The organism is Paraburkholderia sp. 22099 (assembly GCF_052045835.1).
GTDB lineage: Bacteria > Pseudomonadota > Gammaproteobacteria > Burkholderiales > Burkholderiaceae > Paraburkholderia > Paraburkholderia terricola.
The window spans coordinates 183,535-208,136 of record NZ_JBQEPU010000003.1 but is presented as its reverse complement, the minus strand read 5'-3'; the positions used below and the strand labels follow the sequence as shown (position 1 = coordinate 208,136).

The 24,602-nt window shown below is 63.9% G+C and carries 21 protein-coding genes; 11 read left to right on the top strand and 10 right to left on the bottom strand.

Features of this window, described 5'->3' with window-relative positions; all coding sequences use genetic code 11:
- Window positions 1–7 precede the first annotated feature (7 nt).
- Entirely contained in the window at window positions 8–322 is a 315-nt protein-coding gene (locus tag ACTJLC_RS04920; protein WP_310130553.1) for a hypothetical protein, read from the top strand.
- A 504-nt stretch (window positions 323–826) separates the two neighbouring features.
- The gene (locus ACTJLC_RS04915; RefSeq protein ID WP_310130551.1) at window positions 827–2,590 is read left to right on the top strand and encodes a ShlB/FhaC/HecB family hemolysin secretion/activation protein; all 1,764 of its coding nucleotides are present in this window, start codon (window positions 827–829) and stop codon (window positions 2,588–2,590) included.
- Window positions 2,591–3,033: 443 nt separating this feature from the next.
- On the opposite strand, the gene ACTJLC_RS04910 is transcribed toward ACTJLC_RS04915, so the two are convergent.
- The 5 genes from ACTJLC_RS04910 to ACTJLC_RS04890 all read right to left on the bottom strand — a co-directional run bounded on the left by ACTJLC_RS04910 (window position 3,034) and on the right by ACTJLC_RS04890 (window position 8,783).
- Entirely contained in the window at window positions 3,034–4,323 is a 1,290-nt protein-coding gene (locus ACTJLC_RS04910) for a THUMP domain-containing class I SAM-dependent RNA methyltransferase (protein ID WP_310130548.1), read from the bottom strand.
- 676 nt (window positions 4,324–4,999) lie between these two features.
- Window positions 5,000–5,698 (bottom strand): PqiC family protein, encoded by a 699-nt coding sequence (locus tag ACTJLC_RS04905; protein ID WP_310130545.1) that lies wholly within the window; start codon window positions 5,696–5,698, stop codon window positions 5,000–5,002.
- Window positions 5,695–7,353 (bottom strand): PqiB family protein, encoded by a 1,659-nt coding sequence (locus ACTJLC_RS04900; RefSeq protein WP_073428238.1) that lies wholly within the window; start codon window positions 7,351–7,353, stop codon window positions 5,695–5,697. Before ACTJLC_RS04900 ends, ACTJLC_RS04905 begins: the two co-directional genes overlap by 4 nt.
- Window positions 7,346–7,996 carry a paraquat-inducible protein A gene (locus tag ACTJLC_RS04895; RefSeq protein ID WP_073428237.1) on the bottom strand — a complete coding sequence of 217 codons (651 nt, stop codon included), beginning with the start codon at window positions 7,994–7,996 and terminating at the stop codon, window positions 7,346–7,348. Before ACTJLC_RS04895 ends, ACTJLC_RS04900 begins: the two co-directional genes overlap by 8 nt.
- 7 nt (window positions 7,997–8,003) lie before the next feature.
- Entirely contained in the window at window positions 8,004–8,783 is a 780-nt protein-coding gene (locus tag ACTJLC_RS04890) for a paraquat-inducible protein A (protein WP_440843294.1), read from the bottom strand.
- 418 nt (window positions 8,784–9,201) lie between these two features.
- Between ACTJLC_RS04890 and ACTJLC_RS04885 the strand changes: the two genes are divergently transcribed.
- From ACTJLC_RS04885 to ACTJLC_RS04870, 4 genes are all read left to right on the top strand, one after another.
- Window positions 9,202–9,762 carry a cytochrome b gene (locus tag ACTJLC_RS04885; RefSeq protein ID WP_083084579.1) on the top strand — a complete coding sequence of 187 codons (561 nt, stop codon included), beginning with the start codon at window positions 9,202–9,204 and terminating at the stop codon, window positions 9,760–9,762.
- An 8-nt stretch (window positions 9,763–9,770) separates the two neighbouring features.
- Window positions 9,771–10,334 carry a YceI family protein gene (locus tag ACTJLC_RS04880; protein WP_073428234.1) on the top strand — a complete coding sequence of 188 codons (564 nt, stop codon included), beginning with the start codon at window positions 9,771–9,773 and terminating at the stop codon, window positions 10,332–10,334.
- A 68-nt stretch (window positions 10,335–10,402) separates the two neighbouring features.
- Window positions 10,403–10,972, top strand: a complete 570-nt coding sequence (locus ACTJLC_RS04875; RefSeq protein ID WP_073428303.1) for a YceI family protein — start codon at window positions 10,403–10,405, stop codon at window positions 10,970–10,972.
- A 281-nt stretch (window positions 10,973–11,253) separates the two neighbouring features.
- Entirely contained in the window at window positions 11,254–12,531 is a 1,278-nt protein-coding gene (locus ACTJLC_RS04870; protein ID WP_114161896.1) for an MFS transporter, read from the top strand.
- Between the two features lie 110 nt (window positions 12,532–12,641).
- Here the strand turns inward: ACTJLC_RS04870 and secF are convergent, their stop codons facing one another.
- The 5 genes from secF to queA form a co-directional block, all read right to left on the bottom strand.
- Window positions 12,642–13,592 (bottom strand): protein translocase subunit SecF, encoded by a 951-nt coding sequence (gene secF / locus ACTJLC_RS04865; RefSeq protein WP_073428232.1) that lies wholly within the window; start codon window positions 13,590–13,592, stop codon window positions 12,642–12,644.
- An 18-nt stretch (window positions 13,593–13,610) separates the two neighbouring features.
- Window positions 13,611–15,674: a protein translocase subunit SecD gene (gene secD / locus ACTJLC_RS04860; protein ID WP_073428231.1), complete on the bottom strand. Its 2,064-nt coding sequence runs from the start codon at window positions 15,672–15,674 to the stop codon at window positions 13,611–13,613.
- Between the two features lie 118 nt (window positions 15,675–15,792).
- On the bottom strand, window positions 15,793–16,122 hold the full coding sequence (gene yajC / locus ACTJLC_RS04855; protein ID WP_073428230.1) for a preprotein translocase subunit YajC: 330 nt from the start codon (window positions 16,120–16,122) through the stop codon (window positions 15,793–15,795).
- A 206-nt stretch (window positions 16,123–16,328) separates the two neighbouring features.
- Complete coding sequence (gene tgt / locus ACTJLC_RS04850) at window positions 16,329–17,534, bottom strand: tRNA guanosine(34) transglycosylase Tgt (protein ID WP_310130531.1); 1,206 nt, start codon at window positions 17,532–17,534, stop codon at window positions 16,329–16,331.
- 204 nt (window positions 17,535–17,738) lie between these two features.
- Window positions 17,739–18,794, bottom strand: coding sequence for a tRNA preQ1(34) S-adenosylmethionine ribosyltransferase-isomerase QueA (gene queA / locus ACTJLC_RS04845; RefSeq protein ID WP_114161898.1), 1,056 nt, complete (start codon window positions 18,792–18,794; stop codon window positions 17,739–17,741).
- Window positions 18,795–18,942: 148 nt separating this feature from the next.
- Between queA and recG the strand changes: the two genes are divergently transcribed.
- The 5 genes from recG to ACTJLC_RS04820 all read left to right on the top strand — a co-directional run bounded on the left by recG (window position 18,943) and on the right by ACTJLC_RS04820 (window position 24,550).
- The gene (gene recG, locus ACTJLC_RS04840; protein ID WP_114161899.1) at window positions 18,943–21,348 is read left to right on the top strand and encodes an ATP-dependent DNA helicase RecG; all 2,406 of its coding nucleotides are present in this window, start codon (window positions 18,943–18,945) and stop codon (window positions 21,346–21,348) included.
- Between the two features lie 121 nt (window positions 21,349–21,469).
- Window positions 21,470–22,429 carry a hydrogen peroxide-inducible genes activator gene (locus tag ACTJLC_RS04835; protein ID WP_114161900.1) on the top strand — a complete coding sequence of 320 codons (960 nt, stop codon included), beginning with the start codon at window positions 21,470–21,472 and terminating at the stop codon, window positions 22,427–22,429.
- 193 nt (window positions 22,430–22,622) lie between these two features.
- Window positions 22,623–22,745, top strand: coding sequence for a hypothetical protein (locus ACTJLC_RS04830; RefSeq protein WP_277998130.1), 123 nt, complete (start codon window positions 22,623–22,625; stop codon window positions 22,743–22,745).
- 102 nt (window positions 22,746–22,847) lie between these two features.
- Complete coding sequence (locus ACTJLC_RS04825; protein WP_114161901.1) at window positions 22,848–24,302, top strand: catalase; 1,455 nt, start codon at window positions 22,848–22,850, stop codon at window positions 24,300–24,302.
- Between the two features lie 86 nt (window positions 24,303–24,388).
- Window positions 24,389–24,550, top strand: a complete 162-nt coding sequence (locus tag ACTJLC_RS04820) for a hypothetical protein (protein WP_167449644.1) — start codon at window positions 24,389–24,391, stop codon at window positions 24,548–24,550.
- Window positions 24,551–24,602 lie beyond the last annotated feature (52 nt).

Below are 24,602 nucleotides of genomic sequence, written 5' to 3'. Positions count from 1 at the left end.
GAACATCATGAAACAGGATGTACTTGCGGGTGCGATGTACGGACTGATTGTGCCCATTGTTATGCCGCTCATTGCATATTGGACTCGTAAAGTGGGCTACTGGACATTCTTCGCTTGTGGTGCGCTTGGAATCCCGGTATCCGCGTTTGTATCGATGGGACTACGAGCGGGATGGGCTCGTTCCGTCGATGAAGTTTTACCTCGGGTTTTAACTCTCGAAGGCATCTTGATTATGGTGGGTTTCGGCTGCGCAACGGTATTTTTGGTCTGGATTGCACGTTTGTCCGGCTTCGTGGCATCCGAACGTGCTGATAAGCCGTGAACTACTCCAGCAAATGATAGAAGGCCAAGCTGACTGCGCAGCAACTTGGCATTTCTACGAGGCGGCATTGCGGCGGAAATATCATGCATCCAGAATTTCGTCGTCCCCCGGTAGGGCCGCATCGTTCCACGTGGCCCTACCGCTTTGCCGAATTGTTCTTCGCTACGATTGCGAAGGCGACGATGGTCATTGCCGTTTTGCTTCTTGTTGCTCTCGAATTTTTCAGTGGGGGCATGGGCACAGGCGGGGGCCTAAGCGACCTTCCAACAACTGGCAGAGGTTGGCGAAATCTATTGCTCGTTATGCTGACGATTCTCGTCGTTGTTGCGCTCGGTATTTATTTCTTTGCGCCCACAGTGAGTCACCCGCATCTCTAGACGATCCAGTAGCACTGTGGGCACATGAAGGTGTGAACGTGGATCACTTCAACCGGCAATTACACGCTGGTGGGACGAATGTTCGCTTCGCCCGCGTAACGAACAGAATCCAAAGATTGGAACAACAATGAAAATCAGCAAGAGGCTATCGCTTCTGCCGTTGATAGCCTCTGCCTCGCTGGCGGGTCAGGCTGTTCACGCGCAGCACGCCCCGACTCCCGCCGACACCGCCGCCGCCGCCCGCGCCAACGCCGAGCAGAACCAGCAGATCCAGCAACAGCGCGAATCACAGGAGCGCGCAAAAACCGTCAACGCGCCCTCGGTGCGTTCGACCGCGCCCGAGGCTGGCGCGTGGCCAGACCTTCCAACTGAGCAACCCTGCTTCCGCATCGAGTCATTCACGCTCGACGTCCCGGCGACCCTGCCCGATAGCGTGCGCAAGCACGGCGCGTCGGCGCTGCCGCTCGACCGCTTCGCCTTCGCGCGCGAATGGCTCGACCACTACCGGGGCCAGTGCGTCGGCAAGGGCGGCATCGACACGCTCACGAAAGGATTGCAGCGGACGATCCTTTCACGCGGCTACATCACCACACGCGTACTCGTCCCACAACAGGACGTGTCAACCGGAACACTGGCCTTCGCACTGGTGCCAGGCGTCGTGCGCCAGATCCGCTTCGCCGATCCTGAGACGCGCGGCACATGGAAAACCGCATTCCCCGCGAACGACGGCGACCTGCTGAACCTGCGCGATCTCGAACAGGGACTCGAGCAGATGAAGCGCGTCGCCTCGCAGGACGTGGACATGAAAATCGAACCGACCGACACGCCGGGCGAAAGCGATGTCGTGGTAAGCGTGAAGCGCTCGAAGCCCTGGACGTTCGTCGCATCGGTCGATAACTCCGGCACGGAAGCGACGGGCAAATGGCAGGGCAACGTGAGCCTCGGCATCTACAACCCGCTCGGCCTGAACGACGTGTTCACGGTCGGCGCGAACCAGGACCTGTCGTTGGGTAACAAGACGCTCGGCTCGCACGGCTTCAACGGTTCGTACTCGGTGCCGTGGGGCTACTGGACGGCAACCCTGTCGGGCAGCACGAACACCTACTACCAGCCTCTCGCCGGAGCGAACGAGACATTCGTGTCGAGCGGCAACGCGCAGACAACCGCGCTACGCCTCACGCGTGTACTGAGCCGCAGCCAGAACGACGTGTTCGGCGTCGAGTTCCAGCTCTCGAAGCGCTTCGGCGAAAGCTTCATCAATGACGCGAGCATTCCGACGCAGCGGCGCAACAACACCTTCATCGAAGCGGGCCTGACCGATCGCCATTACTTCGGCGCATCGCAGTTCGACGGCACGCTCGCCTACCGTCAGGGTATCGGCGGACTCGGCGCGACGCCGGACCCGTATCCGGGCGGCCCCACCTACCGCTTCCACATGACCGTGCTCGACGCGAACCTGTCGGTGCCGTTCTCCGTAGCCAAACAGAACTTCCGCTACGTGACGACGCTTCACGGCCAGTTCACGAACGACACGCTGTTCTACCTGGACGACCTGACCATCGGCAGCCGCTACACGGTGCGCGGCTTCGACGGTGAAACGATGCTGGCGGCGGAGAAAGGTTTTTACTGGCGCAACGAACTGCAGATGTCGATCGGACAGACAGGACAGTCGCTGTACGCGGGCATCGATTACGGGCGGGTGTTCGGCCCGAACACGGCATTCCTGGCGGGAACGCAACTGGCGGGCGCGGTCATCGGTATCCGTGGCGGCATACCGGCGAAGTACGCGGGACTCGCGTATGACCTGTTCGCGGCAACGCCGATCTACAAGCCGTCCGGCTTTCCCACCGCGCGCGTGACGGTGGGCTTCCAACTCACCGCGCAGTTCTAGCCGGCTCAGGCAGAACTCGCATCGACGAGCCCCGTCGCCCACCACCTCTCATCCAATAGCTCGACCTACGTTGAGTACGACGGCGCAGTCCGCTATGGCGAATTGCTGACGGCGGGGGACATGCGCGACCGATTGCCCGCCGCATACAACCGCATCGCGGCGGATTTCATCGCACAGGAAGAGCAGAGGATCGGCGCGTCGCAGCGACGGCGCTCCGCGGCGGCGTTAAAGAATGTCCTTGAGCCTCGAAGCCAACCCAAGAGCGAGCGTCGCCGGATTTGCTCATTGGATTCCACGACGGCAACGGCAGGGCGCCCGGCGAGACGGAAAACAACAGGAAGAGCGGAGAGGAGCCGCGATCGTGAGCGCGATCCTAACCGGAGCACCTCGAAAAAAACGCGGACCTAGGTCCGCGTTCGCTGGTTCGACGTGCAATCGCTGCGTCATTGCGCCGGCGTATCGCTTTGCGGCCGCTGCCGCACGCTGCCCGCGATCAGATCGAAACGGAACAACCGGCATTCGAGCGCGCCGTTAAAGAGCGGCGTCTTGGTCGATTCACGCAGACGCAACTGCCCAGGCAGCTTGCGATCCGACGTCAGGATGAACGCATGCCAGCCGGTGAAGCGCTGCTTCAGCGCGTCGCCGAGCGACTGGAAAAACTCGCTGTCAGGTGCTTCTTCCTGGGCGCGGCGGAAACCGTCGTCGTCGCGGTTCTCGCGATTACCGCGTTCGCGGATTTCGCCACGCGCATTGCGGCCGCGCACTTCGATCCGTTCGCCATACGGCGGATTCGCAACGAGGATGCCGGGCTCCGCGCTCGGCGGCGTCATGCCGCGCGCGTCGACCTGCTTGAGCGGAATGGTCGGCAAACCGGCGCGCTGGAAGTTCGCGCGTGCCTTGTCGAGCATGTCGCCGGAAATATCGCTGCCGTAGATCTGGATATCGGCGCGCGAATTGCGGGCCGCCTGCTTCGCGTCGAGCGCGGCGGCCTTCAGCGTTTGCCAGCTCCTGGCGTCGAATTGTTTGAGCTTTTCGAAGCCGAAGCGGCGTTCAGCGCCCGGTGCGATATTCAACGCCACTTGGGCGGCTTCCGCGAGGAAGGTGCCGCTGCCGCACATCGGATCGTAGAGCGGCGTGCCGGCGGTCCAACCCGTCAGACGCAGGATGCCCGCCGCCAGATTTTCGCGCAGGGGCGCCGCGCCCTTGTCGAGGCGCCAGCCGCGCTTGAAGAGCGGATCGCCCGAGGTGTCGAGGTAGAGCGTGCAATCGGTGGCGGTGAGGAACGCGAACACGCGCACGTCGGGCATGCCGGTGTCGATGCTCGGTCGCGCGCCGCTGACTTCACGCAGACGGTCGCAGATCGCGTCCTTGACGCGCAGCGTCGTGAATTCGAGGCTACGCAGCGGCGATTTGATCGCGGTGACATCCACGCGCAGCGTTTCGTTCGCGGAGAACCACTGCTCCCAACGCTGTTCGACGGCAAGTGCGTACACGTCCTGCTCGCTGCGATAGGGCCGATGCGCGATCTTCAGCAGCACGCGGCTCGCGATGCGCGAATGCAAATTGGCGGCCATGCCGGCGGCCCAGCCGCCGCGGAAATGAACGCCGCCCGGCACTTGCGCGCCTGCCGTAAACGGCGCGCCGTTCAGGTGTTGCGCGGCAATTTCGGCGAGTTCGGCCGCGAGCGAGGCTTCAAGGCCGCGTGGGCAGGGGAGGAAGAAATCGAAGGACATTGAGTTGCCGGAAGGCGTTAGATAAGGCGCCATTGTACGCGGTCGGGGTGGGACCGGCGGCGCGCCGGCTGCGCGGTTTCCCGCGGATGCCGGAATACGCTGCCGGAACTCGCGCTGCCAGATCGCGCAACGCGACGGCGAGCGCACCGCATCGCGCGACAAACAAGTCCCGCGATTTGACCGCCCTACAGAAGACGAACGCAAAACACATGGCCGCGCGAGTTTCGCGACGCGCGCCGACGCCACGACCGCAACAAAGTGCCCGTTGTTGTAAAGCACCGCGACGGCCGACCAGAGTGCCGGGTATTGCAAAGTGCCGCGACGGCCGACCAGAGCGACAGGTTGCAAAGTGCCGAGACGGTAGACCAAGGTGTAGGTGTTACGAAGCACCGCGACGGCGCGCGCAGCGCCGCCGGAAGAATGATTGCCTTGTCACGAACGCGGAGTGCGCGAGAACACGGATTCCAGATGCACCACTACGCCCTCCAAGCCAGGGGACCCGCTTCAGAACTGGCGGTGTGAGCCGCTTTCTTTGCCTACTTTCTTTGCGGCGGCAAAGAAAGTAGGTGCCGCCCCGCACAGGGGCAACGCTAATAGACCACTAACAACACAAGGAGAGGCCAACCAGCAACAGCACAACCACAACCACAAACCGCCGAGCAGGCAAAAAAAAGCCTCAACCCCCACCCCCCGAAGGGCACCCCGGCACACCCACACCACCCCCTTTCCCCCGCGAAACAGAACCAGCCATAGCCTTTACAGCAGCCCCAACCTGCAAGGAAACCTGCTCCAACGCCTGCCGATGCCCCTTCACCAGAGAATCATACCCACCGCCAACCGGTTCACTAACCACACTCCGGCAAGTCATCACCACCGCACTCCGCACAGCCCGCACACTCCACACCGCATCGATCAACGCATGCGACCCAGGCCACGACTCGAACCGCTGCACGTTCATGCTGACTCGATAAACCGGCGTCGCATCCGGATAAGCGGTGCCGTACACATCGATGGTATCGAGCTGCTGCGTCAGAGTAGTCGACAAAGCCCGGCGAATCTCGTCCCCCGGCAGGGACGCCCAACGCTCCTGTTCGAGCACGCTGACTTGCGTCGGCGCCGTCTGCACGACCAACTGATTTCTTGCCACTTGCGGCGGCACGTTGATCGGCGCGACTTCGATCAGCCACGCGGGCGCAGCCGAAGTCCGCGTGCCGGCAGAAGCCGCGGCGCCGGTCACGCCGCCATCGCTCAATGTATAGAAGCGGCTCGAAGGCGACGAACAGGCCGTCATCGCCAGTAATCCGGCCAGGGCGCCAGCATAAACGGCACCGCGCACGGGCCCGCGCGGCAGGCGAGGGAGCCGGGCAAACATCATGGTTTATCTCCTGATTTACCGCGCAACAGCGATTCGGGATGACGCTCGAGGTAATCCGACAGCGCGTTCAACGATTGCAACGTGCGCGTGAGTTCCTGCAACGCCTGATGCACATCCGACTGCAACGGCGAGTCCTGCTGCAACGTCGCCTCGGCCGAGCCGAAGGTCTGCTTCGCGGCTGCCAGCGTGTCGCGGGCCTGTGGCACGACTTCCTTGTCGAGTCGGGTGAAGAGCTGATCGGCGTTCTTCAACGCGCTGTTCAGGTTGGCACCGATCTGGTCGAACGGCACCTTGTCGAGCTTCTTCGCAATGTCGGCGACCTGCAACTGCAATTCGTCGAGCGTGTTCGGAATGGTCGGCAATTCGAGCGGATCGCTTGCGACGTCGACGGTGGCCGGCGGCGCTTTCGGGAAGATGTCCAGCGCCACATACAACTGGCTCGTGATCAGATTGCCGGTACGCAACTGACCGCGCAGGCCATGCTTGACGAGCTGTTGCAGCATGGTTTGCCCCGCGATGCTGCCCGGCACCGGAGCCGTTTCGCGGAAGCGCTTGCCGAGCCGGTCGGGGTACAGGTTCATCGTCACCGGCATGGTGAAGCTGCGTTTCTGCGGATCGTAATCGATGCCGATGTTGGTCACCTGGCCCAGCACGATGCCGCGGAAATCCACCGGCGCGCCGACCGACAAACCGCGCAGCGACTGGTTGAAGTTCATCACCACGCGCAGCGGCACGCCGTCCGGCTCGCGCATCGCGTCGGCTTCATCGGAGCCGAGGCGGAACGTCATGTTGTTCGGCGCCTGCGCGCCCACCCCCTGGCCGGGCGGCGACTCGAACGACAAGCCGCCGACGATCACCGTCGCGAGCGACTGCGTGTTCAGCTTGAAGCCGCTCGAGTCGAGCCGCAGATCGACGCCGCTCGCATGCCACCAGCGCGAATTGGTGCCGACGTACTGGTCGAACGGCGCGGACACGAACACCTGCATGGTGACGCCCGTTCCGTCCTTGTCCAGCGAGAAGCCGACCACCTGGCCGACCTGCACGCGCCGGTAGAAGATCGGCGAACCGATGTCGATCGAGCCGAGCGACTCGCCGTGCAGAATGAACTGATGGCCCTTCTGGTCGCCGGTGATCGGCGGCGGCGTTTCGAGGCCGACGAAGTTTTTCTCGGTCTCCGACGAATGACCCGCGTCCGCGCCGATGTAGGCGCCCGAGAGCAGCGTGGTGAGCCCCGAGACACCGCTCGCGCCGACGCGCGGGCGCACCACCCAGAAGCGCGAATCCTTGACCGCGAAGTCCTCGCCTTCCTTGGTCAACTGCACCTGAACCAGAACGTGCGAAAGATCCTTCGACAGCGTAATGGTCTTGACCGCACCGACGTCGACGTCCTTGTACTTGACCTTGGTCTTGCCCGGTTCGAGGCCCTCGGCGCTGGTGAAGCTGAGCGTGATCGTGGGGCCTTTCTCGGTCACCGACTTGATCACGAGCGCGATGCCGATCAGCGCGGCGATCAGCGGAATCACCCAGACGAGCGAAGGCAGCCAGCGGCTGCGGGGCTCGATCTCGGGGTCGGGCAGTTGGGGCGGCAGCGTGGGTCCGTTCGAATCGTTGCGCGGCGCCTCGGAGGCGGGCGTCGGTCCTTGCGGGCTAGTCATGGTCTGGATCCTGAGGTTCTTTGGTATTGCCTTCCACGTGATCCCAGATGAGCCGTGGATCGAATTGCATGGAGGCCATCATCGTCAGAATCACGACGGAACCGAAGGCGATTGCCCCCGGCCCGGCGGTGATGACGGCGAGCGATTTGAAGCGCACCAGCGCGACAGTCAGTGTGACGACGAAAATATCGAGCATCGACCAGCGGCCGATCCGCTCTACCATCCGGTAGAGCGTGGTGCGTTGCCCCGGCCGCCAGCGCGAGCGGCGCTGCGCGGTGACGGTGAGCAGCACCAGCACGCTCAGCTTGAGCATGGGCACCATGATGCTGGCGACGAACACGATCACAGCGAGCGGCCAGTCGCCCGAGGTCCAGAAATAGACGACGCCGCTCATGATGGTGTCTTCTTCGGAACCGAGAAGCGACGAGGTGTGCATCACCGGCAGCAGGTTGGCGGGAATATACAGCAGGGCCGCGGCGATCAGCAGCGCCCATGTGCGCATGAGGCTGTCGGGATTGCGCGAGTGAAGGCGCGCGCCGCAGCGCCCGCAGTGCTGCGCGGTGACCGAGCGGATACGGGGTTCGACTCTTCCGCAGGCATGGCAGGCGACGAGACCCGCGCGCTTCGCGGTGACGTATTTCATCGTGCGCTCACCCGTGACGCGGCTTCGGCGGCGCGCCGCGCGGCGAAGCGGGGGACGCCGGCGTTTGGGCCGCGCTTTGCACCGCATTGTGCATGCCGGGCGGCGCGGGCGGCCCGGCAACCGAACTGATGGCCGCCGCCGCGCTGTCGGCGGCGGTACGCGGTCGCGGCCGCCGCGTGCCGGCGCCCAGCTCGTCGGCGAGATCCCACAGAATGCGCGGATCGAACGTCACGACCACCGCGAACATCAGCGTGAGCGCGCCGAACGCGAAGAGCGCCGCCTCGGGAATCACGCGCGCGAGACTCACCATCTTCACGATCGTGATCAGCACGCCGAGCATGAAGACCTCGATCATGCCCCACGGGCGCACGAATTGAATCGCGCGCAGCACCTGGTTGAAGGCGGGCGGCACGTGGCCCGCGCGCAGCGGGATCAGCACGTAGAGCAGCGCGACCAGTTCGGTGAGCGGAAACAGCACGGTCGAGCAGAACACCATGACGGCGACGATCTGCATGTCCTCGTTCCACAGCGCGACGAGCGCGCCGAACAGCGTGGTTTGCGAGGTGATGCCGTTGGCTTCGAGTTCGACGATGGGAAAGCCCTGAGCTATCAGGAAGGTGATCAGCGCGCCGAGCGTCATGGCGCAGATGCTGTCGAGCTTGCGGGAGACCCCGCTGTAGAGCGTTGCGCCGCAGCGCGGACAGCGCGCGACCTTGCGCCCGACAAGCGTTGGCTTGCGGAACAGCGTATCGCATTCGTGGCACGCGATCAGGTTCTCATGGTCCATGCGGCAAAAGGCCTACGGTGTGAGGGGGAGCGTGCAATACCGGTTCTTGTCGCGCGGGTCTGCAAAATTTGCAGCAATAGTACCAAAACGCGCCCGGGCGTCGCGCCGGCCGCACCCCGAATACAGTTGCGACGCGGGTTGCGTCGCCGTTCGACTGGTTTCTAACGGAATCGCCGTGGCTCTGACAACCTCCGTCCCTAATTGTTCAATAGGGATGCACAGCGATTGAAAGCTTCCAGCGGCGCACTCGACACGAGCCGCAGCCAGCTTTTTCCGCTTGGGGTAGCATGGCGGCCTTGGCGTGTGCCGCATGGCATGTTCCGGTGAAATGTTCCCGTTGGATGCACGGTTTGCATCCGCATGGGGAATAGCGGGGCCGGCCGCGCCGTTAACCTTTATTGGCTCGTGCTGATCTGTCATGGCAATCAATCCTTCCTTCGGCGAACAGGAGTCGTACACGCGCACCGCGATCGCCTTTCACTGGCTGATCGCGCTCCTGATCGTGTGCGGCTTCGCGCTCGGCTGGGTGATGACCGACATCCCCGGCTTCACGCCCACCAAGCTGCGCTACTTCTCGTGGCACAAGTGGATCGGCGTGACGGTGTTCGCGCTCGCGGTGCTGCGCATTCTCTGGCGCGCCACGCACGTCGGCCCGCCGATGCCGCGCCGCATGCCGGCCTGGCAGCGCGGCGCCGCGCATCTCACGCATGTGTTGCTGTACGTGCTGATGATCGTGATTCCCCTGTCGGGCTATCTGTACAGTTCGGCGGCCAACGTGCCGGTGGTGTACCTCGGGCTGATTCCGCTGCCGCGCCTGATCGCGCCTGATCCGCATCTCAAGGAACTGCTGAAGAACGTGCATATCGCGCTGAATTACACGTTGCTCGTGCTGGTCGCGCTGCACGTCGCGGCCGCGCTCAAGCATCAATGGCTGGACCGCGACGGTCTGCTGTCGCGCATGCTCCCTTTCATCAAATAAGGACGACCATGAAAGTTTCGTTTTACCGCTACATGCTCGCCGCGTTCGCGGCGGCCTCGTTGACCGCGGCCGGCAGCGCGCTCGCTCAGGTCGACGTCGCGAAGAGTTCGGTGACGGCCACCTCGAAGCAGATGAACGTGCCGGTCGAAGGCAAGTTCGGCAAGTTCACCGCGCAGGTCAAGTTCGATCCGGCGAAGCCCGCGGAGGGCAGCGCGCAGATCAACATCGACGTCGCCAGCTACGATCTCGGCGACGAAAGTTATAACGAGCAGGTGCGCGGCAAGGACTGGTTCGACGCCAGGACCTATCCGAGCGCCACCTTCGTTTCGAGCGCGATCGCGCCCGCCGGCGGCAACCAGTTCAAGGTGACCGGCAAGCTGACCATCAAGGGCAAATCGCAGACGGTGGTGGTGCCGGTCACGGTCACGCAGCAGGGCGGCACGGAAACCTTCGACGGTGCGCTGCCGATCAAGCGTTCGCAATTCGACATCGGCACCGGCGAATGGAAAGACACGTCGGTGGTCGCCGACGAGGTGGTGATCAAGTTTCATATCGTTGCAGCACGCAAGTGACGTTCGCTGCGCTGTTCCGGCGCAGCCGCTTTTTTTCAAAGACCAAGGAGCATGAATTGAAAACATCCATGTTGATCGCCGTTGGCGCATTGGCTTCCTCGCTCTCGCTCGGCGCGTTCGCCGCCGCCGACACCTATCAACTCGACCCGACTCACACCTATCCGAGCTTCGAGGCGGATCACTTCGGCGGCCTCTCGGTGTGGCGCGGCAAGTTCGCCAAGAGCTCCGGCACGGTGACGCTCGACCGTACGGCGAAAACCGGCACGGTGGAGGTGACGGTCGATCCGGCGTCGGTTCAGACCGGCAACGGCAAGCTCGACGAGCACCTGCAGGGCTCGGATTTCTTCGACGTGGCCAAATTCCCGTCGGCGACTTACAAAGGCACCGACATCAAGTTCGACGGCGACAAGCCGGTTGAAGTGGTCGGCAGCCTGACGATGCACGGCGTGACCAAACCGCTGAATCTGAAGATCGAATCGTTCAAGTGCATGCCGCATCCGATGCTCAAGCGGGAAGTGTGCGGCGTCGAGGCGAGCGGCCATTTCAGCCGCGCCGATTACGGCATGGATTCCGGCGTGAAGTACGGCTTCAATATGGATACCAAGCTGCATATTCAGGCCGAGGGCATCAAGCAATAAGCGCCTCGACACGCCTTTTTGCCTGATCGCATTGAATGGCGTCCACGTTACGCCGCAACAAAAACCGCTTCCATTCGCTTTGGCGAGGAAGCGGTTTTTTATTGCCTGTCTGAAGCGCCGCGGGCCTGAGGTAGCGGCTCGCCGTCATTTGGCGATAGCATCCGTTTAATTTTTAAGATACATAGAGCGCTGAGGCCGGTTGGCTGCGCGCGCATCCAGTCGGCCACATCGGGCGTAAAAGAGCCCGAATCAATAACAGCTCGCGCGAATTGGAGATCCTCATGGACGCAACGACAGCCGTCAGCCGGGCGGGAACCCGGCAGAACTCGTGGCGAGCGGTGGTCGCCGCCTCGATCGGCAACGCGCTCGAATGGTTCGACCTCGTGGTGTACGGTTTTTTCGCGGTGATCATCGCGAAGCTGTTTTTCCCGGCCGGCAATGAGACGGTCTCGCTGCTGCTCACGCTCGGCACCTTCGGCGTGTCGTTCTTCATGCGGCCGCTGGGCGCGGTGGTGATCGGCGCTTACGCGGACCGCGCCGGGCGCAAGGCGGCGCTCACGCTGTCGATCGTGCTGATGATGAGCGGCACGCTGATCATCGCGGTCTTGCCGACCTACTCGAGCATCGGCCTTGCCGCGCCGGTGATCCTCGTGATCGCCCGTTTGATGCAGGGATTCTCGGCGGGCGGCGAATTCGGCAGCGCGACGGCGTTTCTCGCCGAGCACGTGCCGGGCCGGCGTGGTTTCTTCGCGAGCTGGCAGGTGGCGAGCCAGGGGCTGACCACGCTGCTCGCCGCCGGTTTCGGCGCGCTGCTGACCGGCGAACTCTCGCCGCAACACATGGCGTCGTGGGGCTGGCGCGTGCCGTTCGTGTTTGGCCTCCTGATCGGGCCGGTCGCCTGGTACATCCGCACCCGGCTCGACGAGACCCCCGAGTTCCTCGCGGCGGAAACGACCACCACGCCGCTGCGCGACACGTTCACGAGCCAGAAGCTGCGCTTGCTGATCGCAATCGGCGTGGTGGTGCTGGGGACGGTGTCCACCTATCTGGTGCTGTACATGCCGACTTACGGCGTCAAGCAACTGGGACTCGCGCCCTCGGTCGCCTTCGGGGCGATCGCGTTGACCGGCGTGATCCAGATGCTGTTCGCGCCGCTGGTCGGCCATCTGTCGGACCGCTACGGGCGCACCACGATCATGCTGGCGCCGGCGCTGCTGCTGCTCGTCCTGATCTATCCGGCCTTCGTGTACCTGATCGCGCATCCGAGCTTCGGCACGCTGATCGCGCTGCAGATCGTGTTCGGCTTTCTGATGACGGGCTACTTCGCGGCGCTGCCCGGTTTGCTCTCGGAGATGTTCCCGGTGCAGACGCGTACCACCGGCATGTCGCTCGCCTATAACATCGCGGTGACGATTTTCGGCGGCTTTGGGCCGTTCATCATCGCGTGGCTGATCGGCTTCACGGGTTCGAAGGCGGCGCCGAGCTACTATCTGATTTTTGCCGCCGTGGTGAGTCTCGTCGCGTTGATGGCGGCGCGGCGCAAGCTCGGGTTTCGCTGAGGCGCGAAGTTTTTTCGCCGCGCCTCGGCGAGCGCGGCGTAAACGCAAAAGGCCGGTTCGAGAGAACCGGCCTTTTGCATGGAGCTGCGAAGTCTGCGGCTACAACCGACTCAGACTTGCGCGCCCGCGTTCGGATCGTTTGGATCGGTGCCGACCTTCTTGTCCTTCAACAGATCTTCACGCTTCACGCCGAACCACATGGCGAGCGCCGCCGCGACGAACACCGACGAGTAGATACCAAACAGGATACCCACCGTCAACGCGAGCGCGAAGTAGTGCAGCGTGGGGCCGCCGAACAGGAACATCGACAGCACCATCATTTGCGTACAGCCGTGCGTGATGATCGTGCGCGACATCGTGCTGGTGATCGCGTGGTTGATCACCTCGATCACGGTCATCTTGCGTTCGCGGCGGAAGGTTTCGCGAATCCGGTCGAAAATAACCACCGACTCGTTCACCGAATAGCCGAGCACCGCGAGCACCGCGGCCAGCACCGACAGCGAGAACTCCCACTGGAAGAACGCAAAGAAGCCGAGAATGATGATCACGTCGTGCAGGTTCGCGATCACGCCGGCCACCGCGTACTTCCATTCGAAACGGAACGACAGGTAGATCACGATGCCGATCACCACGCAGGCGAGCGCGAGCAAGCCGTCCGTGGCCAGTTCCTTGCCGACCTGCGGGCCGACGAACTCGACGCGCTGCAATTGCACCTGCGGCGTCTCGGTTCGCAGCGCGCCCATCACCTGGTCGCTCTGTTGCGCGGACGTAAAGCCCTGCTTGAGCGGCAAGCGGATCAGCACGTCGCGCGAGGTGCCGAAGTTCTGCACTTGCGCGTCGGCATAGCCGAGTCTCGCGAGCGTGCCGCGCACCGGTTCGAGCGGCGCGGCGCCCGGATACTGCACTTCGATGACGGTGCCGCCGGTGAACTCCACCGACAGGTGCAGCCCGCGATGCAGCAGGAAGAACACAGCGGCAAGGAACGTCAACAGCGAGACTGCGTTGAAGATCAACGCACGCTGCATGAACGGAATGTCTTTGCGAAAACGGAAAAATTCCATGGTCTTGTTCTCCGGGACTCAGCGGGATGAACCCGGTTTCTGCGGCGTGTTCGACGCATTCGGCGACGCATTCGACGCATTGCGGCGGCGCACGGTCGGCTTGCCGGCACGCGCTTGCGCGCCAGCGTTGGCCTTCGGCTTCGCGGTGACGGCAGCGACGGCTTGTGCGGTATCCGTTGCTGCGTCTTCGTTACCGAGGTACGCGGCGGCACCGTCGATACCTTCCGCTTGCGGACGCCACACCTGGCCGATCGCCAGCGACTTGAGCTTCTTCTTGCCGCCGTACCAGAGGTTGACGAGGCCGCGCGAGAAGAACACGGCCGAGAACATCGACGTCAGAATGCCGATACAGTGGACCATCGCGAAGCCGCGCACCGGGCCCGAGCCGAACGCGAGCAGCGCGAGACCGGCGATCAGCGTGGTGACGTTCGAGTCGAGAATCGTCGCCCATGCGTGCGCGTAGCCGTTCTGGATCGCCAGTTGCGGCGGCGCGCCGTGGCGCAGTTCCTCGCGCACGCGCTCGTTGATCAGCACGTTCGCGTCGATCGCCATACCGAGCGCGAGCGCGATAGCGGCGATACCCGGCAACGTGAGCGTGGCCTGCAGCATCGACAGCACGGCGACCAGCAGCAGCAGGTTGACCGACAGGCCGATCATCGAAATCACGCCGAACAGCATGTAGTACGCGATCATGAAGACGGCGATTGCCGCGAAGCCCCACACCACCGAGTGGAAGCCCTTGTTGATGTTGTCCGCGCCGAGGCTCGGACCGATCGTGCGTTCTTCGATGATCTCCATTGGGGCCGCCAGCGAACCGGCGCGCAGCAGCAGCGCGAGGTCGGCGGCGCCTTGCGGCGTGGCCTGGCCGGTGATCTGGAAGCGGTCGCCCAGTTCCGACTGGATGGTCGCCACCGTCAGCACTTCGCCCTTGCCCTTTTCGAACAGCACCATCGCCATCGGCTTGCCGATGTTGTCGCGCGACACGCTGCGCACCGCGCGCCCACCCGCCGAATCGAGGCGGATGTTGACCGACGGACGCTGATGTTCGTCGAACCCGGCCGACGCGTCGATAATCCGGTCGCCCGTGAAGATGATCTGCTTTCTCAGCAGCACCGGCGTCTGGTTGCCTTGCGTGAACAGTTCGTCGCCCGGCGGCACCGGGTCGGACGGATTCGGGTGCGTGTTGACCGGGTCGGCCAGACGCGCTTCGAGCGTTGCCGTGCGGCCGATGATGTCCTTCGCCTTCGCCGTGTCCTGCACGCCCGGCAGTTCGACCACGATGCGATCCGCGCCTTGCTGCTGGATCACCGGCTCGGCCACGCCGAGTTCGTTCACGCGGTTGTGCAGCGTGGTGATGTTCTGCTTGAGCGCCGCATCCTCGACGGTTTTCTGCACCGCGGGCGTGAACGTGCCGACGAGTTGCACGCTGCCGTCGGCGCTGGCTTGCGAGGCCCACTGGAGTTCGCTGATGCCGCGGCCCAGTTGCTTGAGCGCCGCGTCCGCCGTGGCCTGGTCGGCGAAATTGATCACCACCGTCTGGTTGACGCGATTCACGCCGCCGTCGCGGATGTTGTTGTCGCGCAGGAGCGTGCGCGCGTCCGAGGCGTCCGAGTCGAGCTTCTTGTTGAGCGCGCCGGCCATGTCGACCTGCAGCAGGAAGTGCACGCCGCCGCGCAGGTCGAGACCGAGGTACATCGGCAGCGCGTGCAAGGCGGTCAGCCAGCGCGGCGACGCGCTTTGCAGGTTCAGCGCGACGATGAACTGCGGGTCGGTGGGGTCGCTGTTCAGCGACTTCTGCAGCAGGTCCTTCACGCGCAATTGCGTGTCGGTGTCCGTCAGGCGCACGCGAATGTTCGCGTTGGCCGACGTGTTGTCGAACGTGACGTCGGCCGGCTTGATCTGACTGGCCGCGAGCGCGGCTTCGACCGCCGACAGCGTGGTCGAGTCGAGCTTGACCGTTGCCTTGCCGCTCGACACCTGCACCGCCGGCGCTTCGCCGAACAGATTGGGCAGCGTGTACACGAGGCCGATGACCAGAGCCACCAGCATCACGGCGTATTTCCAGAGGGGGTAACGATTCATGAGTGGTCCAACGGGAAGGTTGGCTTGGAAGCGATGCGCCCGGCGATGAGCGCGGGCGGTTCGGCGTTGCGTTGCATGAACCGCCGGCGAGGCCGCGCCGGACGCGAGAGAGCAGGCCTTACAGCGACTTGATCGTGCCCTTCGGGAGAATCGTCGTGACCGACGCTTTTTGCACGGTGATTTCCGTGCCTTCCGAGATTTCGATGCCGACGTAAGCTTCGCCCACCTTGGTCACCTTGCCGACGATGCCGCCATTCGTCACTACCTCGTCGCCCTTGGCCATCGCGGCGAGCATGCTGCGATGTTCCTTCTGGCGCTTCATTTGCGGGCGAATCATGATGAAGTACAGCACGCCGAACATCAAGATCAGCGGCAGGAAGCTCATCAGATTCGATTCAATGCCACCAGTTGCTGTGCCTTGAGCGAAGGCATTGGAAATGAACGACACGTTGGTCTCTCCGTTATAAGTCAAAAACGATCAAAAAAATCAGCCGGTTATTCTACCACTGGCCCTATGCGCGTCGGCGCGGCGAATCGGCTTTGCGATCAATCGGTTAAAGCCTGTTTACCTCGCGCGCGAAAGTGGATTGTAAGGTTTTCCGCGTGACGCCGACGGAATCCTCATGCAAATCCTTCGGCGCGCGCACCGTCTGTCTAATCGATGCCGCGCGCGCGGTTCTCCTGGAAACGCCGGCGGAACGGCTCGAACATTTTTGCGTCGATGGCGTCGCGCATTTCCTGCATCAGTTCGAGGTAGTAGTGCAGGTTGTGGATCGTGTTGAGCTGCGCGCCGAGGATTTCCCCCACGCGATGCAGATGGTGGAGATAGCCGCGGGTGAAGTTTCGACAGGTATAGCAGCCGCATTGCTCGTCGAGCGGGCGCAGCGAATTTTTGTGCGCCGCGTTGCGGATCTTGATGTCGCCGAAACGCGTGAACAGCCAGCCGTTGCGCGCGTTGCGGGTCGGCATCACGCAGTCGAACATGTCGACGCCGGCTGCGACGCCCGCCACCAGATCCTCCGGCGTGCCGACGCCCATCAGGTAGTGCGGCTTGTCGGCCGGCAGCTTCGGGCCGATGTGGTTCAGCACGCGCAGCATGTCTTCCTTCGGCTCGCCGACCGACAACCCGCCGATCGCCAGCCCGTGGAAATCCATTTCCGCGAGACCCGCCAGCGATTCGTCGCGCAGATCCTCGAACATGCCGCCCTGGACGATGCCGAACAGCGCATTCGGATTGCCGAGCCGGTTGAATTCGTCGATCGAGCGCTTCGCCCAGCGCATCGACATGCGCATCGAATCGGCGGCTTCCTGGTGCGAGGTCGGCACATTGTTGGTGGCGTACGGCGTGCATTCGTCGAACTGCATGACGATGTCCGAGTTCAGCACCTTCTGGATCTGCATCGATACTTCCGGCGACAGGAACAGCTTGTCGCCGTTGATCGGCGAAGCGAACGTGACGCCGTCCTCGGTGATCTTGCGCAGATCGCCGAGCGAGAACACCTGAAAGCCGCCGGAGTCCGTCAGGATCGGCTTCTTCCAGCCCATGAAGCCATGCAGGCCGCCGTGCGCCTCGATCGTTTCCAGCCCCGGACGCAACCACAGGTGGAAGGTGTTGCCGAGAATGATCTGCGCGTGCATTTCCTCGAGCTCGCGCGGCTGGACGGCTTTCACCGTGCCGTACGTGCCGACCGGCATGAAGATCGGCGTTTCGACCACGCCGTGATTCAGCGTGACGCGCCCGCGGCGCGCCTGGCCGTCGGTGCCGAGCAGTTCGAATGCGAGGCCGTTATCGGGGCGCGAGGCGGTGTTCCCGCCGGTATTGCCGCTACCGCGTGTATCGTGGGTATGACCTTCGGTCATGGAGACTCCTGTGCCACCGGAGAACAGTCCGGCGCGGTATCGAACGCCGCCGGGTCAGCCACGGCGGCAGGGTAATAAAACTCGAGATGCGGGCATGCCCGCTCAAGAGCGGGGCAAGCACCGCCGCCACATCAACGCGGCAAGGAGCGGCAGACTACCGCGCACATGGCCGGCGCGCAACGCCATCGGCGCGATACGACGGTCTCAGCCTTCCCGCCGCGTAAGCAGCATGGCGTCGCCGTAGCTGAAGAAGCGGTAACGCTCGTCGATCGCATGGCGATACGCTTCGCGAATCGTCTCGACGCCGGCGAACGCCGACACCAGCATCAGCAGCGTCGACTTCGGCAAATGGAAATTGGTCACCAGCCGGTCGACCACGCGGAATTTGTAGCCCGGCGTGATGAAGATGTCGGTTTCCGTGCTGGCGGCGGCAAGCGGCCGGCCGGCGGCTTCGGCGTCGCGCGCGGCGGCTTCGAGCGCGCGCATCGAGGTCGTGCCGACCGCGATCACGCGGTTGCCGCGCTCATGCGTGGCCGCGATCCTGTCGGCGAGCGATTGCGGCAGGTGATACCACTCGCTGTGCATCTTGTGCTCGGCCAGGTTCTCGACCCGCACCGGCTGGAACGTGCCCGCGCCGACGTGCAGCGTCAGCGTCGCGCGTTGCACGCCTTTGGCGTCGAGCTTCGCGAGCAGCGCGTCGTCGAAATGCAGGCCGGCGGTGGGCGCGGCGACCGCGCCCGGATTTTGCGCGAACACCGTTTGATAACGCGTTTCGTCGGTTGCGTCGGGATCGTGCTCGATGTACGGCGGCAACGGCAGGCGGCCGTGTTGCTCGATCAGCGTCAGGCAGTCGTCCGGGAAATGCAGCGTGTAGAACGGCTCGACGCGTTCGCCGACGGTGACGTCGAACGCGTCGGCCAGGCGGATCGTGGTGCCCGGCTGCGGGCTCTTGCTCGCGCGGATTTGCGCGAGCGCCGTGCGCTCGCCGGTGAGGCGCTCCACCAGCACTTCGACCTTGCCGCCACTGGCCTTCTGGCCGAGGAAACGCGCCTTCAGGACTTTGGTATCGTTGAAGACGAGCAGGTCGCCCGCCGCGATGCAATCGGGCAGTTCGGCAAAGCGGCGGTCGATCAGGCGCGCGGCGCCGGCATCGAGCGGATTGTCCACCTCGAGCAGACGGCTCGCGCTGCGCTCGGGCAGCGCGACTTGCGCGATCAGCTCGGGTGGCAGATCGAAATCGAAATCGGAAAGCGTAAACATGCGGACGACTGGAAGCGAATTGGGACGGAATTGAGCCGAAGCCGGAGCCGGGCGGCTATGATTGCGGGACGCCTGAGCGGCCCGCGAGCCCGCGCGCTGATTGGCGGCGACATCTTTGACAGCCGATATTGTACTTGCGAAGCAACCCATGCCTTTGTCCGAACGCCGATTGCCCTCCGCTACCGACGAAGTGAGCGCCGAGCCCAAGCGCCGCGTCTCGCGGGGCAGGCCGGCGGCGGGTGCGGCCGATGCGGTTGGTGCGGGCGGTGCGATGAGCGGCGCGAGCGGTGCTACTAACGTCACCAACGCCACCAACGCCACCAGCGCCAAAGTCGCACCGGACCCGGCAACTCCCAGCGGCGCCAAAGCCGCACCTGACTCAGCCCCCGCGAGCAACGTCAGATCCGCATCCGAATCGGCAACCTCGAACAGCACCAAAACCGCCGCCGCGCCGGACAAAAAGAAAGCCGCGTCCCCGGCGGCCAAGCCTGCGGCCAAACCCGCCGACAAACTCGCCAAGCTCGGCCTCACGCGCGACATCGACCTCGTGCTGCATCTGCCGATGCGCTACGAAGACGAAACCTCGCTGACGCCGATCGGCCACCTGCTGCCGGGCGGCGTCGCGCAAACGGAAGGGGTGGTGTTCGACAACGAGATCGCCTATCGTCCGCGTCGCCAGTTGCTGGTGAAGTTGCGCGACGACGCCGGCGACGAGCTCGTACTGCGCTTTCTGAATTTCTACGGCTCGCAGGTCAAGCAGATGGCGATCGGCGCGCGCCTGCGGGTGCGCGGCGACGTGCGCGGCGGTTTCTTCGGTCTGGAGATGGTGCATCCGGCGGTGCGCGTGGTCGACGAGGACACGCCGCTGCCGCAGGCGCTGACGCCGGTGTATCCGAGCACCGCGGGCGTGACCCAGGCGTATCTGCGCAAATCGATCGACAACGCGTTGTCGCGCACCGCGTTGCCGGAATTGCTGCCCGAGCCGATCGCGCGGGCCTATCTGCAGCCGCTCGGCGTGCCGACGCTGATGGACGCCGTGCGCACGCTGCATCATCCGGGCGTGCAGTCCGATGAAACCGCGTTGATCGACGGCACGCATCCGGCGTGGGTGCGCATCAAGTTCGAGGAATTGCTCGCGCAGCAGATGTCGCTCAAGCGCGCGCACGAAGAGCGCCGCAGGCGCGCGGCGCCGGCCATGCCGCGCCGCAAGCTGGGCGACGAATCCGCGCTGGTGGCGCGTTTGCTGAAGGCGCTGCCGTTTTCGCTGACGGCGGCGCAGGAGCGCGTCGGCGGCGAGATCGCGCTCGATCTGACGCAGCCTCATCCGATGCAGCGGTTGCTGCAGGGCGACGTCGGCAGCGGCAAGACGATCGTCGCCGCGCTGGCGGCGGCGCAGGCGATCGACGCCGGCTATCAGGCCGCGCTGATGGCGCCTACCGAAATCCTCGCCGAGCAACACGCGCGCAAGCTGCGCGGCTGGCTGGAGCCGCTCGGCGTGAGCGTCGCGTGGCTGGCCGGCAGTCTTAAGACCCGCGAAAAGCGCGCCGCGCTCGAAGCCGCCGCGCTCGGCACGGCGCATCTCGTGATCGGCACGCACGCGATCATTCAGGACGCGGTCGAATTTGCGCGGCTGGGGCTCGTGATCGTCGACGAACAGCATCGCTTCGGCGTCGCGCAGCGGCTCGCGTTGCGCGCCAAGGCGCCCAAAGCCGCCGACGGCGTGCGCGAGTTCCAGCCGCATCAGTTGATGATGTCCGCCACGCCGATTCCGCGCACGCTCGCGATGACCTATTACGCCGATCTCGATGTCTCCACGATCGACGAATTGCCGCCGGGGCGCACGCCGATTCTCACCAAACTGGTGTCCGATGCGCGCCGCGAGGAAGTGATCGGCCGCGTGCGCGAAGCCGCGTTGACGGGGCGCCAGGTGTACTGGGTATGTCCGCTGATCGAGGAAAGCGAGACCTTGCAGTTGCAGACCGCGGTGGAAACCTACGAGACGCTGGTAGCCGCGTTGCCCGAACTGAACGTGGGCCTCGTGCATGGCCGGCTCGCGCCGGCCGAGAAGGCGGCGGTGATGGACGCCTTCACCCGCAACGAGGTGCAGTTGCTGGTCGCGACGACGGTGATCGAAGTGGGGGTCGACGTGCCGAATGCGTCGTTGATGGTGATCGAGCACGCCGAGCGGTTCGGCCTCGCGCAATTGCACCAGTTGCGCGGACGGGTGGGGCGCGGGAGCGCGGCGTCGGTTTGCGTGCTGCTTTACACCGGGCCGCTGTCGATGACGGCGCGCGCCCGCTTGCAGACCATGCGCGAGACCACCGACGGCTTCGAGATCGCTCGAAAGGACCTCGAGATCCGCGGGCCGGGGGAATTCCTGGGCGCGCGGCAGTCGGGCGCGGCCATGCTGCGCTTCGCGGATCTGGAGAACGATCAGTGGCTGATCGAGCCGGCGCGCGAAGCCGCGGCGGCGTTGCTCGAGCAATACCCCGAGGTCGTGATGCAGCATCTCGCGCGGTGGCTCGGGGCGCGCGAGCACTATCTGAAAGCGTGATGCCGCTTGGCGGACAAACAGCAGCGCCTTCGGGAAAGCCGGGGGATCAAAAGGTTGGCGAACCGACCCTATAGGTGTATAACTAGAACCTATCGAATTCACCGCACTGATTGGTCCCCTAATGACGCTCACCGAATTGAAATACATCGTCGCGGTTGCCCGCGAGCGGCACTTCGGCCGGGCCGCCGAAGCGTGTTTCGTTAGCCAGCCGACCTTGTCGGTGGCGATCAAGAAGCTCGAAGACGAGTTGAACGTGCAGATTTTCGAGCGCGGCACCAGCGAGGTCAGCGTCACGCCGATCGGCGAACAGATCGTCACGCAAGCGCAGCGCGTCCTCGAACAGACGCTCGCCATCAAGGAAATCGCCAAGCAGGGCAAGGACCCGCTGGTCGGAGCGCTGCGCCTCGGCGTGATCTATACGATCGGGCCATATCTGCTGCCCACGCTCGTCAAGCAGATGATCAAGCGCGTCCCGCAAATGCCGCTGATGCTGCAGGAAAATTACACGCTCAAGCTGATCGAGCTGCTCAAGCAGGGCGAAATCGACGTCGCGATCATGGCGTTGCCTTTCCCGGAAACGGGCCTGATGCTGCGCTCGCTGTACGACGAGCCGTTCGTCGTCGCGCTGCCCTCGGGCCACGCGTGGGAAAACCGCAAGGAAATCGACGCCGACGATCTGAAGCAGGAAACCATGCTGCTGCTCGGCAGCGGCCATTGCTTCCGCGACCACGTATTGGGCGTGTGCCCGGAATTGATGCGCTTTTCGCAGAACGCGGACGGCATCCAGAAGACTTTCGAAGGTTCGTCGCTGGAAACCATTCGCCATATGGTGGCGAGCGGCGTCGGCATTACCGTGCTGCCGCGCATGTCGGTGCATGAAGTGAAGGCGCATGCGGGCGGCATCGACTCGGGCCTGCTGAGCTACGTTCCTTTCGGCGAGCCGGTGCCGGATCGCCGCGTCGTGCTCGCCTGGCGCAAGAGTTTCACCCGCATGCCCGCCATCGAGGCCATTTGCGACGCGGTCAGCGCCTGCGATCTGCCAGGCGTCAAGAAGCTGGACCTGCCGGTCGCCGTCAACTGATTTTCACCCGCTGATTGTTACCCGTTTCGCGCCGAAGCCGGCTCGCCAAGTATCCTGGCGGCCCGGCCATCGCCCAAGGCGCCGTTGGTCCCGCGCCTATCAAATAGATTAAATTAATTAACCACGGAAGTTCGATAGGGTTGATATAGTTTCTCCAACGGATCACCCGATCCCATAAGACCCGGAGGACATCATGGCCCAACCGAATTCGCAGCAAGCCCAAGCCGTCGCCACGCCCCGCGCGTTCGCCGCGTCGATGCTGAATATGCGCACCGTCGCGTTCTCGTTGCTGGTCGACCGGGCTCTGTCCGCTTAGTGCCCACTTAGCATTCGCTCGATATCGGCTCAAGTTTCCGGCATCAGTGTGCCGCGCCTCTCCCCACATTCAGTTTCGATACAAGACACCCAGGAGTCACGCATGTCAGAACGCAAGCTCACCAATGCCGCCGGCGCACCCGTCGCCGACAACCAGAATTCGATGACTGCCGGCACGCGCGGCCCGGTCGTCCTGCAAGACGTATGGCTGCTCGAAAAACTCGCCCACTTCGATCGTGAAGTGATTCCGGAGCGCCGCGTTCACGCCAAAGGCTCGGGCGCATTCGGCACGCTGAAAGTGACGCACGACATCTCGCGCTACACGAAGGCGAAAGTGTTCGCCGAGGTCGGCAAGGAAACGCCGCTCTTCATGCGGTTTTCCACGGTGGCGGGCGAGCGCGGCGCGGCCGACGCGGAACGCGACGTGCGCGGTTTCTCGATCAAGTTCTACACGGAAGAAGGCAACTGGGACGTGGTCGGCAACAACACGCCGGTGTTCTTCATCCGCGATCCGCTGAAGTTCCCGGACTTCATCCATACGCAAAAGCGTGACCCGTACACCAACATGCGCAGCAACGTCGCGGCGTGGGACTTCTGGTCGCGTCATCCCGAGTCGCTGCACCAGGTGACGATTCTGATGAGCGATCGTGGTATTCCGAAGAACTATCGTCAGATGCACGGTTTCGGCTCGCACACGTACTCGTTCATCAACGCGAACAACGAACGTTTTTGGGTGAAGTTCCACTTCAAGTCGCTGCAGGGCGTTGAAAATTTCACCGATGCCGAAGCGGCGCAAGTGGTCGCGCAGGACCGTGAAAGCGCGCAGCGCGATCTGGTCGCGAACATCGACGCGGGCAATTTCCCGAAATGGCGCTTCGCGATTCAGGTGATGCCGGAAGCGGAAGCCGCGGCATATCGCTTCAATCCGTTCGATATCACGAAGGTGTGGTCGCAGAAGGACTATCCGTTGATCGACGTCGGCACGATCGAGTTGAACCGCAATGCGGCCAACTATTTCGCGGACGTGGAGCAGGCGGCGTTCACGCCGGCCAACGTGGTGCCGGGCATCGGCTTCTCGCCGGACCGTCTGTTGCAAGGCCGTTTGTTCTCGTACGGCGACACGCAGCGCTATCGCCTCGGCATCAACCATCACCAGATTCCGGTGAATGCGGCGCGCGTGCCGAACCCGCATTCGTTCCATCGCGACGGCGCGATGCGCACCGACGGCAACCTCGGCGGTAACGTGAACTACGAGCCGAGCCGTTTCGGCGACTTCGCGCAGGACGCGAATGCGTCCGAGCCGCCGCTCGCGGCGGGCGCGGTGGATCGCTACGATCATCGGCTGGACGACGACTACTACACGCAGCCGGCGATGCTGTTCGCGCTCTTCGACGCCGCGCAGCGCGAGCGTCTGTTCGGCAATATCGCGCGCCATATCAACGGTGTGCCGCAGGAGATCGTCGCGCGTCAGATCGAGCATTTCCGCCGCATCGATCCGGCCTACGCCGAAGGCGTGACCGCCGCGCTGGCCGCGCTTGCGGAAGCCGGCAAGAAGTAAGCGGTCGAAGTAATCGGGAAGTGATGCAGCAAAGCGGGGCGCATCGGCGCCCCGCCGGTATTGAGACGAATCGAGGAAGCACGATCATGATCCAGATGATGATGGCGACCATCGGCGGCACGCCGTCGACGCGCGGCGCGCAACAGCGGCAGGCATGGATGGCGCGCAAGACCGTGGGTTTCGCGATCTTCACGAGCGGACTGGCGGTGATCGTCGCAGAAGCGCTCCGGCACGCGTCAGGCGGCTGATTCAAGCGCTTGCCGCAAGGGCGGCAAGTGACCACGCGTCACACGAACGCGG

Bases quoted from the DNA above. Each gene is read 5' to 3' on its own strand.
- ACTJLC_RS04920 (WP_310130553.1), top strand. From the start codon at position 8: ATGAAACAGGATGTACTTGCGGGTGCGATGTACGGACTGATTGTGCCC.
- ACTJLC_RS04915 (WP_310130551.1), top strand. From the start codon at position 827: ATGAAAATCAGCAAGAGGCTATCGCTTCTGCCGTTGATAGCCTCTGCC.
- ACTJLC_RS04910 (WP_310130548.1), bottom strand. From the start codon at position 4,323: ATGTCCTTCGATTTCTTCCTCCCCTGCCCACGCGGCCTTGAAGCCTCG.
- ACTJLC_RS04905 (WP_310130545.1), bottom strand. From the start codon at position 5,698: ATGATGTTTGCCCGGCTCCCTCGCCTGCCGCGCGGGCCCGTGCGCGGT.
- ACTJLC_RS04900 (WP_073428238.1), bottom strand. From the start codon at position 7,353: ATGACTAGCCCGCAAGGACCGACGCCCGCCTCCGAGGCGCCGCGCAAC.
- ACTJLC_RS04895 (WP_073428237.1), bottom strand. From the start codon at position 7,996: ATGAAATACGTCACCGCGAAGCGCGCGGGTCTCGTCGCCTGCCATGCC.
- ACTJLC_RS04890 (WP_440843294.1), bottom strand. From the start codon at position 8,783: ATGGACCATGAGAACCTGATCGCGTGCCACGAATGCGATACGCTGTTC.
- ACTJLC_RS04885 (WP_083084579.1), top strand. From the start codon at position 9,202: ATGGCAATCAATCCTTCCTTCGGCGAACAGGAGTCGTACACGCGCACC.
- ACTJLC_RS04880 (WP_073428234.1), top strand. From the start codon at position 9,771: ATGAAAGTTTCGTTTTACCGCTACATGCTCGCCGCGTTCGCGGCGGCC.
- ACTJLC_RS04875 (WP_073428303.1), top strand. From the start codon at position 10,403: ATGTTGATCGCCGTTGGCGCATTGGCTTCCTCGCTCTCGCTCGGCGCG.
- ACTJLC_RS04870 (WP_114161896.1), top strand. From the start codon at position 11,254: ATGGACGCAACGACAGCCGTCAGCCGGGCGGGAACCCGGCAGAACTCG.
- secF (WP_073428232.1), bottom strand. From the start codon at position 13,592: ATGGAATTTTTCCGTTTTCGCAAAGACATTCCGTTCATGCAGCGTGCG.
- secD (WP_073428231.1), bottom strand. From the start codon at position 15,674: ATGAATCGTTACCCCCTCTGGAAATACGCCGTGATGCTGGTGGCTCTG.
- tgt (WP_310130531.1), bottom strand. From the start codon at position 17,534: ATGACCGAAGGTCATACCCACGATACACGCGGTAGCGGCAATACCGGC.
- queA (WP_114161898.1), bottom strand. From the start codon at position 18,794: ATGTTTACGCTTTCCGATTTCGATTTCGATCTGCCACCCGAGCTGATC.
- recG (WP_114161899.1), top strand. From the start codon at position 18,943: ATGCCTTTGTCCGAACGCCGATTGCCCTCCGCTACCGACGAAGTGAGC.
- ACTJLC_RS04835 (WP_114161900.1), top strand. From the start codon at position 21,470: ATGACGCTCACCGAATTGAAATACATCGTCGCGGTTGCCCGCGAGCGG.
- ACTJLC_RS04830 (WP_277998130.1), top strand. From the start codon at position 22,623: ATGGCCCAACCGAATTCGCAGCAAGCCCAAGCCGTCGCCACGCCCCGC.
- ACTJLC_RS04825 (WP_114161901.1), top strand. From the start codon at position 22,848: ATGTCAGAACGCAAGCTCACCAATGCCGCCGGCGCACCCGTCGCCGAC.
- ACTJLC_RS04820 (WP_167449644.1), top strand. From the start codon at position 24,389: ATGATCCAGATGATGATGGCGACCATCGGCGGCACGCCGTCGACGCGC.